The sequence below is a fragment of the Algoriphagus sp. UBA3586 genome (assembly GCF_002376385.1).
Lineage (GTDB): Bacteria > Bacteroidota > Bacteroidia > Cytophagales > Cyclobacteriaceae > Algoriphagus > Algoriphagus ornithinivorans.
This window is the reverse complement of record NZ_DFMT01000028.1, coordinates 58,347-76,891: the sequence shown is the minus strand read 5'-3', so window position 1 is coordinate 76,891 and position 18,545 is coordinate 58,347. Positions and strand designations below refer to the sequence as shown.

Below are 18,545 nucleotides of genomic sequence, written 5' to 3'. Positions count from 1 at the left end.
TTATCACTTTCTCATTGTCATTCGAACTCTGAAGTTATAAAGTACTATTTGGTAATTTGAAGGGTTCCTATTCAATTTAGACCAATGATAAATTTTCAAAGGAAATATTTTATTACACCTAAACTCCTTTTCATTCCCTCATCTGTTGGTTTCCAGATCTAGGACTTTGTTTTCCAAATTTGTCCAGATTTCTGTCAATAAAATTATCAAGGTTACTTCAGTTAGTTCCTAAGTCTAGGCAACAAAACTGGTACAGTTATTTAAGCGGTTAGGAACAGATGGACAATTATACTTCTAATCTTATGTCCTGGAATTTTTGGCCTCTTTAAATTCTTATTAACTAGAGAGAAGGAAAGAACCAAACGATTGGAAATAGAATCCAAAGAGAAAATCGAACTGGCTAAAGAAGCAAACCGGCATGAAGAATTTAAATTCTTGAATGGGAAATAACTTAGAAAATTTGAATGTTTTTTCCCCAAAATGGTCACATTTCTTATTTACCGGTCATCACGTGCTTAGGGAACATACAGTCTAGTCTAGTTCTTTTTATAGTCAAACAAAATATGACACCCCTCTTCTCTGTAGTCAAATTATCGCTTGGACTGGGTGGAATTTGCCCGCCCTGCATCCTGGCCCAAGGGTAAATGGCCTCCATGCACCCTGGCTTCCCGACACACTTCGTTTTCAGGACAGGCTACTCGCTAGATTAATCCTCTGAATTAATTCTTGACGCTCAGTCCTATCGGATTGTTTCTTAAAGCTTAGTCTTCGACTAGTGGATATTTTTGGCTTAAGGTCAAAAAAATTCAGTCCTTGAATTCAATTTTTTTTCTAAAGATCAAATTGCTTTCTCACCGTTTCCAAAATTCATTATTCAAATTCAACAATCTTGATTAGTTTTTAATAGATGGCAAGAGACTTTGTCAACAAAATGCTTACTTTGTAAGTATACTTTTGGTGATTTTCGCGAATTTTAGTGAATATCGCAGAATAATTGGAGTGATTTTCGCAAATCAAAATCATTTAATGCGCGCCCGCAAGTGACACAGTTCGATTACATCAAAGATATTGCCCGGTTTGGTCTTGAAAATGACCAAGAAAAGCTAAAGGACTCCCTCCAGGAGATGATCGAGCATGCCCGAAAAAGCAAAAAAACCAATCTGGCCATACAGCTACAGTCTATTCTGAAAGAAGCTATCCGCCATCACTCCTCGGGAGGATCCCTAAAGACCAGTTCGGGAATCCGATTTGAAGCTCCAAACAGTAAAGGGGTAGATGAGTTGATTCTTGACCAAGTCACCTCGGACTACCGACTATCTGACCTAATCTGCGCTCCTCAAATCAAAGAATCGCTGGATCATTTTATTCTGGAGCATCGGAAAAAAAACCTGCTTCAAGCATTGGATCTACCCATAGCTCATAAAATCCTATTTTATGGTCCATCGGGTTGCGGGAAGACTTTGGCGTCCTATGTCATTGCTGGGGAACTAGAAAAAATCCTACTGGTGGTAAATCTCGGAGCAATCGTCTCCTCCAAACTTGGGGAAACCAGTAAAAACCTTGCGAAGATATTTAAAATGGCTGCCTCAGGTGATTATATTCTGTTTTTGGATGAGTTTGACTCCTTGGGCAAGGTGAGGGATTACAGCCAAGATCATGGCGAAATGAAGCGGGTGGTGAATACCATCCTTCAATTGTTTGACTACCTACCTCAGTCCACAATTGTGATCGCTGCCACCAATCAGGTTGGCATGCTGGATGATGCTTTAATTAGAAGGTTTGATACCCAGATTGAATTTGAGCTTCCCACCGATCATGAAATTGAGGAGTTAATCCAATTAACCCTCAAGCGTGGGGTATTTACCTTGGATAGCAAATCAGGAATCAAAAGATTGATCCAGAAGGCAAAAGGGCTGTCCTTCTATAGCATCCAAAAGACACTTATCGCGGCTATGAAGCGGAGTCTTTATAAGTTGGAGACTGATTTGGTACCAGCTAAAGTTGAGATTGATAAAGCAATCTGGGAAAAATTGATTGAGGAAGAAAAAACCGCAATCAGTAATTCCGGTAAAGTCTAATTTTCTGCCTCCAAATCTGCAATTGCCTGAAGGTCATTCAAAAGCATGACATCATTATAAAGCGAACCTGAAAGCTTGGACTTCTTCGTTTTTGGGATTTCCTTTAGACTAATCACTAATGAGAAAGGATGATTTTCATTTTGCAAATGCCTTAAAGCCAATTCCGGAATAGTTGACTTGCCATAACAACGAATGGCAATAGAAACTGAAGGGTTATCAGGATCAAAGTGCTGACTGGAAATAAGAAAAGCGAGCTTCTGAACATTGGAAAATATCCTGTCTTCTACTCCAAAGTGATCTTCTGCCCAAGAGGCTCCTGATCGTAATTGGAAATTTTCTAAATCCTTCTGAGAAAGAATAGAAATATCCACCGGCCTGAATATTCCAAAAGAGATGTGCAGGGGAAGGTAGGCTAAATGATTGTTTGGGACGGGAAGGAATTTGTAAACCAATGTAGCTGTGAGTTCAATTTTGTTGGATGTCGACAGCACCCAATCCGGAAATCTCAAATCAAAGGAATAGAAATCACCGAAAGTAATGAGGTCCTCAATTACGAAAGTGATGGAATCCGAATTGCCTTCTATTAGCCTTTCAGGGTTTGGCCGTCCAAAGCCAATAAGATTACGATACAATTTTTTACCATCTGCTGAATCAAAGTGTGGTGGATTTATCCCAGCGGGAGACTGAGCAGCATTAATCAGCAATGCTTTAATGGAAGTCATCTGAAGCGTTGGATACTCCTTTACCAATTGGGCTATCAGGGAGGTGACCAAAGGAGTGGCCAGACTGGTCCCGGCCAGTCTTCCATAGTAGGGCGAATTATCTTGGGGACTGGTGAGCACTTCCATGGCAGCTTCCTGACTCAGATAATCTCCACCTTCAAATACCAAGTCTGGCTTTACCAAGTGCTTATTCTTTTGGCTTTTCTTAAGCTTTGAACCATTTATCGTGATGGAGATATCCCAATGAAACTTTCGGGAATAATATGCTGGATATTCTCTGGCAGGGGTAATCCCATCTGTGACTCCATTTTCGAAATTTCCTGCCAAGGCTCCAACAGAAATGTTGTTCATGGATTCCGCAGGCTCTTGCAGATTAGTAAATTCACAGGAATGACCAGGAATTTCCGGATTCGTTTGGTAATAAAATGAGGGGTATTGAGCAACAGGATCTAAAGAGCCATCAAACACCCAATAATCCATGTCATCCAAACTATAGTTGCCAACTGAATTGACAATAAGGATGTCCAATTCATAAGCGAGCTTGTCCAATTCGTACGCAAACTTACCTACGGGTCCGTTGTAAGGTTTTGAACCGGGAAGATTTAAGGAGATATTGAAAATCCTGATCCCGTAACTAAGATGGAGTTCCCGAATGTCATTGATTAAGGCAACAATGTTCAAATCATCGTTTTCTTGATGGATGGCCTTTATCACCGCCAATCTTGCCTTTGCGGGAATTTCCCTCAAAGATGTATTAAAAAAATCAGTACCGAATGCAATAAGACCTGCCACTGCCGTACCATGCCCTGAATCATCCCAATAGGGAGCTTTGCCAGTGTGGTCAATGAAGATTGGCGTTAATAGATCTTTGATCGGCTCTACCGAAATCTGAATTCCTGTATCTACTACACATACTATTGGCAAGTCCTCGTCAATCACTACTTTAAACCCATAACTACGGATCGGGGTGGCTACAGATCCAGGTTTTATCAAGGGTACCCTGGCAGAAGTGATCAGTCTTATGATGTCAAAGTTCTCAACAAGAATCTGGTCCAGCCCCGGAAAGCCGTTTTTGAGAAAAAGAAGATTCAGAGCCACCCGATTGCCAATTATTTCAACTCCTTTAGACTTTAAATAATCGGTCATAAAATTAAGCTGGACCCTAGCTTCTGGATTTTCCAATATATCGCAGATAGTCAAGTTAAAGCTTTCCTGACCTGATAAAACCCCTTTCCTTCCTTTGGAATCCAAAAGATAAAAATCACTGATCAAGGCCAATCGGGAATAAGGTTGATTTCGATGATCCTCACCTTCACTGAGGCTACTAATAGCAGTAATATCCGTACTAAAAGTTTGAAAATCATCCTCCTTTCCTATACTAAAGAGGACATTTCTATTGAAGTTGGATCTTTCAATTGCGGAAAAATTATATCTTCCAAAAAAGTGGTTTTCCAGTTCTCGGTCAAAAGTGACTATAAAATTGATTTGAATTAAATCGATATTGGTTGGGACTTCAAGCGTTTTACTTTTGATTCTATTTCGTGATGCTGAGCTATATGCATCAAGTTTCGCTACCAGAAAACGTTTTTTCTCCTCGGATATGGGAGGTAATGGTTCTGGCTTCTGTTCTTCATTTTTAGTATCTCGCCCTCTGGTTCTTTTAAAACCCTTGATTTTCGCTGGGCTTTTGGAGTAAAATAGGTGTGGAAAGTCTGGCATACCGGAAAGGTTAAAAATGAAAAGACAATTAATTGAAATATAAGATCAATAGGCTATAATTGAGAGGGCTATCTCCCGTTTGCTTGATCTTGATTTCATACTAGAAATTTAACTTCTCGTATCTTTCTTTCAATCGTAGAAAGTCAGCATTCGAAAGAAGCCTAATTCGGAGGTTTCTTTCGGAATTCAGGAGGTGAATTTTTTGAATTTTCGACCAGCCGTATTCAGCTCCAACAACCACATAATCTACTTTACTCGTTATGGTTGATTTAATTAGACCACCGTACCCCACAATAAAATCCTTACAGTCCTCTCTGTCCTCCGTAAGCTCCCCTGTGAAAAGGAATGCTGAACCTTCGATTTGGAGATCCTCAAGCTCTTTTTTTGAAATATAATATTCCGAGATAATATCAAGGTTGTAATTTTGAATCTTCAAGGTTACCGCATTTGAGGATACTTTATCCCTTAAATTATCGACATTAACATTTTGGATTAGCTCTCTATAATTAGGAGCAAGTTCTTTCAGCTCCTTAAAAATATTCGCGCATGCCTTTGCATCTTCTTTAGGTCGTGATGCTTAATGATGGGAACTTCAAACAGATTTGCAAGTTCAGTTAATTTCTTTGGCTTACCCGATATTTCGGCAAGCCTCATGGTATCTATGTAATCAATGCTGAAATCCTCTATTTTGTAGTAGGAGAATAGACTTTTCAAAACACTCAAGTCCATACTAGAATTGTGAAAAACGATCAGATTATTATTAAAGTATTTAGAAAACTCTAAATCCCATAGCTCTTTAAAATCAAGTGCAAATTCTAGGTCCTCTTCTTGAATTCCATGAAATCGCTCATGAGAACTTAGAATTTTTTCACCAGCAGGAGGGAGAATATAGTGTTTCTCTTCATGCACGAAGGTGTTGTTTTTAACAAATGCCAAACCCAAAGCGCATGCACTCACTCTATTATTATTGGCAGTTTCGAAATCAATGGCTATAAAATCAAATTCAGAGTTGAAATATTCAGGGAAACTGTGTGGGTTGCTAAATTTGCCTGTTCTGATTTTCTGCACTATTGCATCTGAATACTGTGGCTTAAACTGATGGCCTAACTTTTTGGACTGCTCAAACCATTTCTCCAGAAAAAAGACCTGCTCACGTTCTAAAAAGTTGAGAAATCGAAATTCATTTTCGGTTTGAGGATTTACTCCTTCTACAGTAATTGAAATCTTGTCTTTCGATCTAAAATTGTTCTTAAACCAGCTCATGGGCGAGGGTTTATAATTTCCAACATTTCCAAGTAGTGAGGACTTAGTAAGGAGTCCAATTGTGCATTGACTTTAACTAATGCTTTGAAAAAGTCAAAACCTACAATTTTCTCCATTAAAATTCCTGCTCAAAGAAAAGGAATTTCATGGAGGAAAAAATACCCAGTACAGGGTATTTTTCATCGAAAACCCATCTAAAAGTTTAAAATGGATTTGTTCAATAGGGAAATTATCCATGTAAATCAGTTCTGGCCCTACCACTTTACAAGGTCATGATAAGGGAAAAAGAATTTGAGTCGAATAGGGTAGGAAAAGGTGATTCGCTAGATTTAACAGGTTAATGGTGATCTTGACTTTACGGGTTTTTTACGAAACAGATTCTACACCCAAGGCTCGGATCGCCTTCGTCGGTGCGGCTACAAAGGTTGGATAGCTTTTACCCCTATTTGTGGCAAATGCAGAAATGTATACCTATGTCGCTTGGCTCAGCTGGTGGATGATTGGATATTCCGTGAGGGAGTATGGAAGAATCCATTAACTTTGAGAAAAACGCATTAGTTTGAAAGTTTTACTTGACCTTCAATATCTCAACGTAGCCACCACAGGTATTAAAACATACATGATGGAATTGGCAAAAGCGGCCCGAAAATATCCCCATAAGGAGATAGAATGGATCTTTACCCATGAGCCGGATGAACAGGTGAAGGATCAAAGTTTCAAGGGTCCGCAAACCAAAATTCAAAGACTCAACTATCACCTGGATTACCTGAGATGGAAGGAGTTTCAGCTCCCTGATTTGGTCAAAAAGCACCAGCCGGATGTTCTGATTTGCCCTGATTTTGTCTCGCCGGCAGCATCTCTTCCCTGTAGAAGGTTAACAGTCATCCACGATGCGTTTTTCTGGCAAATGCCACAGAATTACCCGAGATGGTGGAGAAAGTACTTTTTGAGCTTGATAAAAAAAGGACTGAGAGAAAAAACCGAAATCATCACAACTACTGAATATTCCAGAATCTCAATTGAAAAGCACTTAGGTAAAAACTGGCCGATATCAGTGATCTATCAAACCCCCAAGAGTCTGAAGGCGGCTAGTGACCAATCAATTATCAAGAAATTACTGCTGACGAAAAGCTCCTATTTTTTACATATAGGTACCTTTGATAAACGAAAGCAACTGCCTCTGTTGGTGAAAGCTTTTGCGGATTTCGTACGACTTACCGTTTCGGACAAAAAGATGGTTTTGGTTGGAGGCCCGGGGCAAAGTGCGCAAATGAATGATTTACCATTAGTGGAGCGCCTGATTGAAGAATTGGGAATGAAGGAAAAAATTCTTCTTCCGGGATACCTGACAGATGGGGAAATTAAGGCTTTGTATGAAAATGCCTTTGCTTATGTTTTTCCATCAGAAAATGAGGGCTTTGGTATTCCAATCCCTGAAGCCATGGGCTTTGGCCTACCGGTGATTCACTCAGATCAGGAAGCCTTGTTGGAAGTGGCAGGAGGTGCAGGCCTTTCTTTTCAAACCGGAAATCAGGAGGACTTGCTGGAAAAAATGATTCATCTGGATCAGGAAAAGGAACTTTGTGAAAGCATGAAGGCTAAAGGGAAAATAAGATCTCAGGAATTTTCAGCTCAAAAATTTATTGAAGCCTTCCAAAGGAAAATTCTAGAACCGAGTTTGGTTGAGTAGAAAGACTCCTTTTCTCCTTAATCATCCAAAATGTTTACATAGGTTCAAAATAAATCAGTTTTATCGTACTTTTAGTCCCAATTCTTCTATGGTTTAATCATCACACCATTGTTTTGAAGAATCATTTTCTCCTCAAAGTTCAGGAATCAGCAAGGTTTTGAATATCCTTTTTCTAACAAGTTCAGCGGATTTATACGGTTCTTCCAGAATTTTTCTAGAAGCTATCAAGGCACTTCAAAAATCCGGTATTAATCCTGTTGTCGTTATACCCCATCAAGGGCCTCTTGAAATCTATTTGAGCGAATTGGGGATTCCTGTTTATATTTTCAATCTCGGAATTCTGAGAAGAAAATACGTCAGCCCACTAGGCTTAATTAATAGAGCTAATAAAAATCTTAAGGCTTATCGCTTCCTTTCAAGTCTCCATGAGAAATTTCAATTTGAATTGGTTTATTCCAATACGTTGGCGGTAATTATAGGCTCAATTTTTTCCCGAAGAAAAAACATTCCACATACCTGGCACATCCACGAGATTATACCAGGCCCCAAACCCTTGGTCAAATTGCTGAGCAGCCTTTTGGACAAAGGTACTCCTCAGCCTATAGCTGTTTCAGAAGCCGTTGCAGCCCATTGGCAAAAATTACTTCGAAAATCAAAAGTGCAGGTAATTCATAACGGTATTCCTTACCAGGCATTTTTGGAAAATGTAGATCAGGCTAAAAAGAGAATAGGAGTAGCGGAAAAGAAAGTCTGCATAGGAATGGTGGGTCGCATTAATCCTGGTAAAGGGCAATTGTTTTTTCTTGAAATGGCGAAGCAGCTTTCTCAGCAATATCCGGAAACCCATTTTTTGTTAGTTGGAGATCCTTATCCCGGTTATGAACCAATATTGGAAGAAATTCACGAAGAGATAAGAAGTAATCATTTGGAGTCTAAAGTGAGCTATCTGGGCTTTCGGAAGGATATTCCGGAGCTAATGGCAGCTATGGATATTTTTGTTTTACCTTCCATTTTACCTGATTCTTTTCCTACGGTGATTTTAGAAGCGATGGCAGCGGGAAAGCCTGTTGTAGCAACTCTGTCAGGCGGAGCCTCAGAGATGTTGGAAGATGGCAAGAGTGGATTTTTGATCCCCATAGGAGATGTGAAAAAAGGAGTAGAAGCTATCAGTCAGTTGATAGAAAGTGAGGATTTAAGGCTAGAAATGGGTAAAGCAGGCCGAGTTCGGGTTTTAGAAGAGTTCAGCTTGGAATCATTCGAAGAGAAAATTAAAAAGCACATATGGCAGCATCTGAACAGAAATTGAAAGTTGCCATCATGGGTGCCAAAGGATACCCCTATGTATACGGTGGGTATGATACCATGATTAAGGAACTCGGAGAGCGCTTGGTAAAAAAAGGAGTGCATGTGCGGGTGTATAATCACCGTGCACTATTTCCAAAAAGGCCCCGGTTTGTGAATGGTATAGAATGCATTTACACCCCTGCCATTGAGTCCAAAAGTCTTACTCAGTTGACTCATACTTTTTTTTCCATGCTTCACGCCTGTTTTTCGGATGTGGATGTGATCTTGGTAGTAAACTCCGGAAACGGTCCTTTTGGAATAATTTCCAAGGTTTTCAGGAAACCCACTGCGATTAATGTGGATGGACTGGAATGGTTGAGACCCAAATGGAAAGGCTTTGGCTCCAAGTATTTTTATTGGGCTTCAAAAATGGCCACACGATTTTATGATCAAATCATCAATGACTCAGATGAAATGAGAAGGGTGTATCTGGAGCTTTTCAATAAAGACTCCAAAGTCATTGCCTATGGAGCCAATCCAAAAGAAAGTGTTTCTCAAAGCTATTTGGAAAAATGGAAACTGGAATCAAGGACCTATTTCTTGATTGTAGGGAGGTTGGTACCTGACAATAATGCTGATTTGATTATCGAAGGTTTTTTGAAATCCGATTCCTCCAAAAAATTGGTGATTGTAGGAGATGTGCCCTTTTCGGATGAATGGGCCACTCAACTGAAAAACATTCAGGATCCTCGCTTGCTATTTACAGGCTATGTGACCGACCCCAATGAATTAGCGGCTTTGTACTCTCATTGCTTTGGATACTTTCATGGGCATGAGTTTGGCGGCACTAATCCTGCTATGCTAAAAGCTTTGGGATATGGTTGTGCGATTCTAGCTCTCAATACTCCTTTCAATCAGGAAATGCTTCAGAATGGCAAGCATGGTTGGTATTTTGAAAAGAATGCTGAATCAGTTAGACGAATAGTAGCCAAGGCAGAATCAGAGTCAGAAAAAATGGAATCTCTTCGAAAAACAGCAAAGGATGGCCTTATTCAAAAATATAATTGGGATTATGTGACGGAGCAGTACTTGGAGGTTTTTCGGGAGTTGGCGCGGAAGTAATTTTAAGATCTGAGATTTTTCAATTTTGATTTTCGAGGGACGTAGAGGCTTCACAGAAAAACTCAAAGACTATTGAGGGAAAATAAAAAATTGCTTCGCCTTTACGTCTCAAGAAACTATTTTTTTAAACCACAGAGGAATGATAGAAAGCATAGCTTATAAAGAACTTTGCAACTTCTTTTCTTCGCGGGAGACCTAAACCGCTGCGTCGTTGCGTCTCGGCGAGAGATTATGAGACTGCCGCGCTCCGCAAGCTTCGCTCGCAGTGACGACCAAACTTTTTATTTTTCTTTTACGATAGATCAAACCTTGCCTTTTTCAGCTTTCTGATTTTAGCTTTCTAACCTACCCTTTCCCCTTAGCTTCATTCCAATACACATCCATTTCTGCCAAGGTCATTTCAGAAAGGTTTTTACCAGATTCTTTAGCCGCATTTTCCAAATACTGAAAGCGCTTGATAAATTTTAAATTAGTTCGTTCCAGTGCCTCTTCAGGATTGATGTCAATGAAGCGCGCATAATTGATTAATGAAAACAACAAATCTCCAAACTCAGCAGTAGCTTTTTCCTTGTCTATTTCTTCTTCAGCCGCTGCATTGAATTCCTCCTTAAATTCCTGCATTTCCTCCTCCACCTTTTCCCAAACCTGATGTTTTTCTTCCCAGTCAAAGCCCACGCCTCTTGCTTTTTCCTGGATTCTCATAGCTTTGATCAGTGCAGGTAATGATTTAGGAACTCCCCCTAGGACAGATTTATTTCCTTTTTCCTGAAGTTTGATTTTTTCCCAGTTCTGACTGACTGTATCCGCATCATTTGCTTGGGTATCTCCATAGATGTGAGGATGCCTCCTAATCAATTTTTCGCAAAGCGAATGAGTCAAAGAAGCGATATCGAAGTTCCCTTCCTCAGAACCGATCTTGGCATAAAAAACAATATGTAACAGTAAGTCACCTAATTCTTTTTTGATTTCTTCAGAATTACCTTCTAATATCGCATCGGAAAGCTCGAAAGTCTCCTCAATAGTCAAATGCCTCAGGCTTTCTGTGGTCTGTTTTTTATCCCATGGACACTGATCCCTAAGCTCATCCATGATGGTTAATAGTCGGTCGAAGGCTGCAAGTTGCTCAGCCCGAGTACTCAAATTCGACATGATTTGGGAAACTAAGTTTGATTTGTGGTCGTTTTCGAAGTAAAGCTTTAAATTTGCGCAAATTTATCCGTTATGACAACTGTATTAATAACACTGGGCTTCGTGGCATTATTCTTCGTTTTGATGTCTGTAAGGCTCATATTCCTTAAAAACGGAGAATTTAAAGGCACTTGTGCCTCTCAAAACCCCTATCTGAACAAGGATGGAGAAACCTGTTCTTATTGCGGAAAAACCGTAGACGCCAACAGCAGTTGCGGAAATCCTGACAATGAAGTAGATAAAGTTCTCGCTAAATTCAAATAAATTATTGCCCCTGCCAACGCAGGGCTTTTTTAAGTTGTACTAAACCAATTTCTGTACGTGTCATTAATTAAATCAATCTCTGGTATCAGAGGTACTATCGGAGGAAAAGCAGGAGAGGGTCTTACTCCCATTGATGTGGTCAAGTTTACTTCAGCCTATGGTGCTTGGGTTTTGGAAAAAACCGGAAATGCCAAGGTAGTCATTGGCCGAGATGCAAGACTTTCTGGAGATATGATTTCCAGATTGGTATCTGCAACCCTACAAGGATTGGGAATCCATGTCATAGATCTGGGCTTGAGCACAACTCCCACAGTAGAGTTTGCTGTTCCTTTGGAAAAAGCAGGTGGAGGGATTATCCTGACAGCTAGTCATAATCCAATTCAGTGGAATGCATTGAAACTGTTGAACTCGAAAGGAGAGTTTATTTCAGATGCTGAAGGGATAGATATCCTTGAAAAAGCAGAAAATGAGGATTTTTCATTTGCTGAAGTCAAAAAATTAGGAGCTTACACCCAAATCGATGATTACATTGATCGACATATCCAGCATGTTTTGGACTTGGAATTAGTGGATGTGGAGGCGATTAAAGCCAGAAATTTCAAGATCGTGGTGGATGCAGTTAATTCCACTGGTGGGATCGCAGTTCCAAAATTATTACGTGCTTTAGGTGTTGAGACCATCGAAGAAATGTATTGCACTCCTGACGGCCATTTCCCACATAATCCAGAACCTTTGCCAGAAAACCTTCGGGATATCTCCCAAAAACTCGAAAAAGGAAGTTTTGATTTGGGAATTGTAGTCGATCCAGACGTGGATAGACTTGCTTTCATCAATGAGGACGGATCGCCATTTGGAGAAGAATACACCTTAGTGGCAGTGGCTGATTATGTTCTTTCCAAAACACCGGGTAATACTGTTTCTAATCTTTCCTCTACCCGTGCTTTGCGGGATGTGACTGAAAAAAGAGGCGGTACTTATACTGCTGCTGCGGTAGGAGAAGTCAACGTGGTAAATCAGATGAAAGAGTCTGAAGCGGTCATTGGTGGAGAGGGAAATGGAGGCATAATTTATCCAACTTCTCACTATGGAAGAGATGCTTTAGTAGGTATAGGTTTGTTCCTTACTCACTTGGCCAAATTCGGAAAAACAATTTCCAGATTAAGAGCATCTTACCCGAATTATTATATTTCGAAAAATAAGATTGAGCTGACTCCTGAAATCGATGTGGATAAAATCCTCACAGAAATCAAGGACAAGTACAAAAAGCAGCCGATCAATGATATAGACGGAGTAAAAATCGAGTTTGATAAAGAATGGGTTCACTTGAGAAAATCCAACACGGAGCCCATCATTAGAATCTACTCTGAATCTGACTCTGAGGCTACTGCTGAGCATTTAGCCAAGAAAATTATGCAAGATATAAAAGAGGTAGTAAGTGCTTCTTTGATTTGATAATACCCACCCAACCCTAAAGAGATGAAGGTTTATTTCGACAATGCCGCCACCACAGCAATGGACGATCGCGTGATCGAAGCCATGCTTCCTTTTATGAAAAACCATTACGGAAACCCCTCCTCGGTTCATAGCCATGGAAGGGAAGTTCGTTCCGCAATTGAGAAATCAAGAAAGAAGGTAGCGGAATTGCTAAATACCACACCAGCAGAAATATTCTTTACCTCTGGGGGCACCGAGGCGGACAATACGGCTTTGGTTTGTGGGATCGAAACTCATGGGATCAAGCATGCTATCACTTCTCCTGTAGAGCACCATGCGGTACTTCATACTTTGGAAGTTTGTGAGCAAAAAGGGCATATACAACTCAGCAAATTGGATGTCAATGAGCGAGGTGAGCTTGATTTGGATCAGTTGGAAGCCTTGCTCAAAGCCAATCCAAATAGTCTAATTTCATTGATGCATGCCAATAATGAAATTGGCAATTTGAATGATTTGAATAAAATTGGCTCTTTGGCGAGAGAGTACGGTGCATTTTTCCATTCTGATACCGTACAGACCATGGGTCATTATGTGCACGATTTGAAGAGTCTGCCAATCGATGCCTTAGTAGCTGGCGGGCATAAATTTCATGGACCTAAAGGTTCCGGGTTTTTATATGTAAGGAAGGATAAAAAAATCCACCCTTTTATTCATGGTGGAGCTCAGGAGCGGAATATGAGAGGGGGAACTGAAAATGTCATCGGAATCATCGGGATAGCTAAGGCGCTTGAAATTGCATATGAAGATATGGCAGGGCATGAGTCTCATATCAAAGCGCTGAAGAAGCATTTTGTAGAAAAGCTCAAAGCCGAAATTCCGGGAGTAGAATTCAATGGAATGTCTGCTGATTTGGAAAACTCCTTGTATACAGTTTTGAATGTAAGTCTTCCTCCTTCAGAGGCAAATGCGGGGATGTTGTTGTTCAATTTGGATTTGGAAGGAATCTCTGCTTCGGGAGGTTCTGCTTGCAGTTCTGGAGCAACTGTTGGATCCCACGTGCTAAGAGCTTTGAATCATAATCCGGAAAGAGATTCTGTGAGATTTTCTTTCAGCAGATTTAATAATATAGAAGAAGTAGATTACACAATTGGCAAACTTAAAGAGCTTTACCCTGTAGAAGTATAATAGAAAAAGGAGCTGAAAGGCTCCTTTTTTATTTTTGATTTACGAAGGGCGAATTACGGACCATTGAAATCGGCTTCAGGCTTAACTACTTAAATTCCTATTTGAATCATGATTAGCCTCCTATATTATACCAAGACTAGTTTTCAACTTTGATTTTTTTCCCACAGATTACCACAGAAAAAATCACAGATTCACGCAGATTAAAACAAAGTTTAAGAATAGGATCAGTGGGCATCTGTGTCAGAAATCTGAGAAAATCTGTGGGAAATAATTAAAGATTGCCATTGATTTTCCTATGAATCTCTTTATCAATTTGAAGTGTATTAAAATTAACCAATAGGCCCACTTTAATACCTGAGAGCCTCAAGTAAGTAAGGATTTGTTTATGGTGAACTTCATGAAGGTTTTCCAGGGGTTTTATTTCTACAATTACTTTTTTTTCGACTAGTAAATCAATTCGGTATCCAACTTCCAGCTTGAGTTCTTCATATACCATCGGAAGCCCCACTTGATGCTCCACATTTAATCCGGACTTCACCAACTCATACCCCAAAGCAGCCTCATAGCTGGATTCTAGTAGACCTGGTCCCAGAGTATTGTAGACTTTAACCCGAAATATGCATTAGACTTCTTATTACGAGTCCAAACCGCTTCAAAATCAATCGCTTTGCTGCATTTAGCTCAATCACCGTAGCGTTGCTATGCTTCATTCGCCAAATGCTTGATTTTATTGCTGTTTGATCTCTCACTACAGATTCTAATGCATAATGCGGGTTTAAAAATCGCACCCCTGACGATAAAAGTTATCTCATTTTCATGCATAAGATTAAAAATTAGCTAATCAAAAAACTAATTCCTTTGGCTTAACAATTAAGGGAAACCAAAGCTGAATAACCTGAAAAAAGGTATTTATTTCAGGTTGATGGATTTTCAGCTTTCAGAATTAATATTTCAGACTTTACATCTTTGGTCCTGGATATCCGATCGCATAGGGAGTCCAAATTTCATAGATTGGACTGCCGGTAGAACTAAGTCCACTGTGATGCCACTCTCCATCGATCATTTCATAATCGAAGCTTAGGCTTGCTCCAACCCTGGAGTCATCTCTGGAAAAAAACGTAATATTTTCAGTGTATTTCCCGTCTTTGGCTGTATATGTTCCGCCTCCGGAACCAGAGAATTCCTTTGTTTCTGAATTAAATGCGACCCACTGAAATCTGCCGCCAGAGAGTATTTTGATGGTTCTTCTAGCTCCAGGAGTATTTCTGGAGATTTCTTCTCCTCTTTTTCTTCCTGTGATTACCCAGTTTCCGGTGAGATCATCTTCCGAATCGGACACTCGTTCCCAGATTTCAACCAACATGTTTCCATTGATTTCTGAACTGATCACAATTTTTCCATCCACCCAATCCAGTTTATACTTATTGACTGTTCCGACTTGAAATGGATCTAGTGTAAAAAAATCCAGAATTTCTACATAACTGCCGCCATTTAGCTCAAAAGGCCCTCCCCCGGCACCTAGAAAATGATTATCTGAAATTTTCTTGGCACCAAAGGCAAAGTAATCGTCCTGATAAATTTTGATGTATTCTACATCTTCAACAGGCTGACCATTTTGATGGGTCATTTTCCAAGCTCCTTCAATAGATTGAGCATAGCCCATTCCGAAAAGCATAAGCAGGGGTAAAAAGAGAAACTTTTTCATAGGGTTTATAATTTTAGCCAAACTGTTTAGAGCTGTATTTCAGCTTTAAAACATACGTTATACTTCTAAATTTGATTAGTTCTTTCACTTAAATTCCAAAACAATTCAATAAAAACCAATCTTTACTTTTTGATTGGTAAAAAGGAGCCATTTTAGGCATAAACAATTTCTATGAAGGACTATACAGTAGGAAACTCTCAAGATCAGGTGCTGTCACTTTTTCCGGAGCGAGTCATAAAGAGGGTTGCTTTGGGTGAAAAAATTCTTGGTGTTATGCGCCTAGGCCAAGAGTTTTATGCTTTTGAAAACTCTTGTCCTCATAGAGGAGCCTCCCTGCTTCAGGCGAATATTAATGGTCAGGGTGAGATTATCTGCCCCTTACACCAATACAGATTTGATTTGAAGACCGGACAGGTAAAAGCAGGATACTGCCGAGATTTGGAAGTATTCCCTGCAATATTGACCGAAGGTGGCTTGAAAATTACAGTTCCTGACTCCTAATAACGGAAAGAGGCTTTAAGTCCACCGTAATAATTTCTTGTGGGAGCGGGTTGGTAGAATCTTCCTCCAAAAGGATTGAGGTCATTTCCCAAAGAGTAACTTTCATTCAAAAGATTATCTACCCCGGCATACAATTCAATCACGGTTCTTTTTCCCAAATTTTGAATAATTCCCAACCTTGTATTGACCAAGTTGTAGGCATCTTGATAAACGGTATTAGCGTCATTGAGTGGGATTTCGTCAGTAAACTGATGGGTAAAATTCAAGTAAAAGCCTCCTGCAAACCGAAAATCCAATTTGCTGACCAGATTATTTGGTGCAACTCCTGTCAGGTCATTTCCTGAAAAGTCATTTCCTCTTTGCTCATAATCTTTGAACTGAAAGTAATGACCAGTGAAGGCTGTTCCTGCTTTAAAGTTTCTAATAAAGCCCACTGCTTGTTGAATAAATACATAATCGATAGCTGCTTCAATTCCTTTTTGGTCAGTCGAGCCGGAATTTCTGAAAAGTACTACACCCTGTTCATTGGTGAAAGTTGTGATAGTTTCATTGAGCCTGAAATAAAAGGCTGTCACATCTACATTCAGGCGATTTTTGCCCATTCTATATCCCAACTCATAATTGACTCCTCTTTCAGCTTCCAAATCTAAATTCAAGCTGCCTTCATTAGTCCTTACCTCGTCTATAGTTGGAGGAGAAAATCCACTGCTGATACTACCAAAAATGGAGGAATAGGTGTTGAGAGAATAGTTGGCTGCTATTCTGGGTATCAAAATAGGGTCAAAAGTCCGGGTTTGTAAGCCCGTCGGTCCACCGGAAGCATTGATTTGTCTGTCTATTTCGAAAGAGGAAAAATTTTGGCTAAGACCGAGAGTCAGCAAGATTTTTTCTGTAGGCTCCCACTCGGCTTGCTGGAATAGAAAGCCTTGGGTGGCCTTGAGTTTGTCCGCAAAGCGCACTGTATCAGCTAGGCCATTTCTGTTTCCAAAATTCTGGGCATCTGTCAAAGCTGTTTGATATTCTCCACCAGCTATTATTCTGAATGGCTTTCCTGCCAAGTTCCAGTCAAAGGTAAACCTCGACCTACCTCCATATCCGAAGCCCAGCTCTTTTTTATAATCCAGAATAAAGGGATTTTCAAAATCGTTAGTAGTGAGATAAAGGGTAGTATTATTCTGGGCCTTTTCAGAAAATCTATATAAATGACCCAATGAGGCAAACACTGACTTCTGGGCAATAGAGCTATTTTGGTTGACAGAACCCGGTCTTGCTTGTCTAGGGTCCTCGGCTAGTTGCTGTGCATTTAATGCCCCGGGGATTTGATAATCCAAATCAGAAACCAATAATTGAGTTCTTAGCTCCTGCTTTTGGGAAACAGGCATAAATCCTCCCAGCTGAAAAACGGTTCGGTCCATAGCAGAGTGTTCTCTATACCCATCTAGTTTTTGCTTCACCAAGGAAGCTTCAAAGCCTCCCTTTCCCACTTGTTGAGAAATCGCAATCCTGCTTCTATTTAATCCAAAAGATCCTCCGCCATATTCTGCTGAAACCAATCCTCCTTTGGGATCAGCAGGGCTTTTAAGGTTGATTACTCCTCCGTTTCCCGCACCGTAAATACTTCCGGAAGGACCTTTGATCACTTCTGCGGTTCGGATATTACTGAGGTCTAACAAATTCAAAGCGGTAGTTCCGTCAGGGGCCGTGAAAGGAACGTCATTCCAATAGATTTTAACATTTCGAACACCAAAAGGAGCTCTGAGAGAACTTCCCCGAATCGACACCCTGTATGAAGCAAGTGCACGTTCTTCAATTCGGACTCCCGGTTTGGTATTAAAGGAATTGACAATGGAGGTCTCATTAAAGCGGCTAAAGTCCTGTTCCCCTACCAAACTGATTGCAGCTGACTGTTTCAAAAGCGGTCTTTCTGTTTCAAAAGCCGTAACAGTAAAATCCGACAAAGAATAGGACAAAGATTTGAGGCGTAGAATATAAGATCCAGGCTCAAAATTTCCTTGGATGGTTTCATAGCCTTCTAAGAAAAATATGGCGGATATTGGCTCAGAGAAAGGAATCTGGACTTTTCCTTCTTGATCAGAAAAAAAGCTCTTATCGTTTACTCTAATGAGTACCTTCTCTAAGGGTTTCTGAGTATCTGCATCCTGAATAGTAAATTGAGTTTGGGCTATCGAGAAACTGGCGCTAAGGGCGATAAGTAGGGTGAAAAGAATTTTCATATTCGAAAATACAAGTATTAAGACAGATTGGTTCAGGGTTTTGTATAAAGTCCACTGAGAATAAGCCAAGTAATCAGATTTTGTTTTTCAATGCTCTCAAAAATCTTCGGCTCTTCGGTTCTTCGGAATTTGTAATTCCGAAGTCCTATCGTAGGA

General features: G+C 40.1%; 15 protein-coding genes. 8 read left to right on the top strand and 7 right to left on the bottom strand.

The genetic code is table 11. The features are described from left to right. Positions 1-1,040 precede the first annotated feature (1,040 nt). Positions 1,041-2,078 carry an AAA family ATPase gene (locus tag B2906_RS09595; RefSeq protein WP_219957411.1) on the top strand — a complete coding sequence of 346 codons (1,038 nt, stop codon included), beginning with the start codon at positions 1,041-1,043 and terminating at the stop codon, positions 2,076-2,078. Here B2906_RS09595 and B2906_RS09590 read toward each other — a convergent pair. From B2906_RS09590 to B2906_RS09580, 3 genes are all read right to left on the bottom strand, one after another. Further along, positions 2,075-4,519 (bottom strand): S8 family peptidase, encoded by a 2,445-nt coding sequence (locus tag B2906_RS09590; RefSeq protein ID WP_144604301.1) that lies wholly within the window; start codon positions 4,517-4,519, stop codon positions 2,075-2,077. The two genes, B2906_RS09595 and B2906_RS09590, sit on opposite strands and share 4 nt — an antisense overlap. 100 nt (positions 4,520-4,619) lie before the next feature. Then, on the bottom strand, positions 4,620-4,955 hold the full coding sequence (locus tag B2906_RS09585) for a BRCT domain-containing protein (RefSeq protein WP_144604300.1): 336 nt from the start codon (positions 4,953-4,955) through the stop codon (positions 4,620-4,622). Positions 4,956-5,041: 86 nt separating this feature from the next. Beyond that, positions 5,042-5,782, bottom strand: coding sequence for an exonuclease domain-containing protein (locus B2906_RS09580; protein ID WP_286938770.1), 741 nt, complete (start codon positions 5,780-5,782; stop codon positions 5,042-5,044). A gap of 559 nt (positions 5,783-6,341) precedes the next feature. On the opposite strand from B2906_RS09580, the gene B2906_RS09575 reads away from it, so the two are divergent. From B2906_RS09575 to B2906_RS09565, 3 genes are all read left to right on the top strand, one after another. Further along, a complete protein-coding gene (locus B2906_RS09575; protein WP_286938762.1) occupies positions 6,342-7,472 on the top strand; it encodes a glycosyltransferase family 4 protein in 1,131 nt (376 codons plus the stop codon). A 157-nt stretch (positions 7,473-7,629) separates the two neighbouring features. Next, on the top strand, positions 7,630-8,778 hold the full coding sequence (locus B2906_RS09570; protein ID WP_255590423.1) for a glycosyltransferase: 1,149 nt from the start codon (positions 7,630-7,632) through the stop codon (positions 8,776-8,778). Then, positions 8,754-9,878 (top strand): glycosyltransferase, encoded by a 1,125-nt coding sequence (locus tag B2906_RS09565; RefSeq protein ID WP_219957413.1) that lies wholly within the window; start codon positions 8,754-8,756, stop codon positions 9,876-9,878. The genes B2906_RS09570 and B2906_RS09565 overlap by 25 nt, the downstream gene beginning before the upstream one ends. A gap of 345 nt (positions 9,879-10,223) precedes the next feature. Here B2906_RS09565 and mazG read toward each other — a convergent pair whose 3' ends face one another. After that, on the bottom strand, positions 10,224-11,027 hold the full coding sequence (gene mazG, locus B2906_RS09560) for a nucleoside triphosphate pyrophosphohydrolase (protein ID WP_144604296.1): 804 nt from the start codon (positions 11,025-11,027) through the stop codon (positions 10,224-10,226). Between the two features lie 72 nt (positions 11,028-11,099). On the opposite strand from mazG, the gene B2906_RS09555 reads away from it, so the two are divergent. The 3 genes from B2906_RS09555 to B2906_RS09545 are packed head-to-tail and all read left to right on the top strand — an operon-like array spanning position 11,100 to position 13,949. Then, positions 11,100-11,330: a hypothetical protein gene (locus B2906_RS09555; RefSeq protein WP_091653308.1), complete on the top strand. Its 231-nt coding sequence runs from the start codon at positions 11,100-11,102 to the stop codon at positions 11,328-11,330. Positions 11,331-11,387: 57 nt separating this feature from the next. Beyond that, entirely contained in the window at positions 11,388-12,782 is a 1,395-nt protein-coding gene (gene glmM, locus B2906_RS09550; protein WP_144604295.1) for a phosphoglucosamine mutase, read from the top strand. Positions 12,783-12,806: 24 nt separating this feature from the next. Beyond that, positions 12,807-13,949, top strand: coding sequence for a cysteine desulfurase family protein (locus tag B2906_RS09545; RefSeq protein ID WP_219957414.1), 1,143 nt, complete (start codon positions 12,807-12,809; stop codon positions 13,947-13,949). Positions 13,950-14,220: 271 nt separating this feature from the next. On the opposite strand, the gene B2906_RS09540 is transcribed toward B2906_RS09545, so the two are convergent. Both B2906_RS09540 and B2906_RS09535 read right to left on the bottom strand, forming a co-directional pair. Then, complete coding sequence (locus tag B2906_RS09540; protein WP_219959488.1) at positions 14,221-14,568, bottom strand: GxxExxY protein; 348 nt, start codon at positions 14,566-14,568, stop codon at positions 14,221-14,223. Between the two features lie 339 nt (positions 14,569-14,907). Then, positions 14,908-15,654: a hypothetical protein gene (locus tag B2906_RS09535; protein ID WP_219957415.1), complete on the bottom strand. Its 747-nt coding sequence runs from the start codon at positions 15,652-15,654 to the stop codon at positions 14,908-14,910. Between the two features lie 171 nt (positions 15,655-15,825). Here B2906_RS09535 and B2906_RS09530 point away from each other — a divergent pair, with 171 nt between their 5' ends. Beyond that, complete coding sequence (locus B2906_RS09530; RefSeq protein ID WP_144604292.1) at positions 15,826-16,155, top strand: Rieske (2Fe-2S) protein; 330 nt, start codon at positions 15,826-15,828, stop codon at positions 16,153-16,155. Here B2906_RS09530 and B2906_RS09525 read toward each other — a convergent pair. Further along, complete coding sequence (locus B2906_RS09525) at positions 16,152-18,389, bottom strand: TonB-dependent receptor family protein (RefSeq protein WP_144604291.1); 2,238 nt, start codon at positions 18,387-18,389, stop codon at positions 16,152-16,154. The genes B2906_RS09530 and B2906_RS09525 overlap by 4 nt on opposite strands. Positions 18,390-18,545 lie beyond the last annotated feature (156 nt).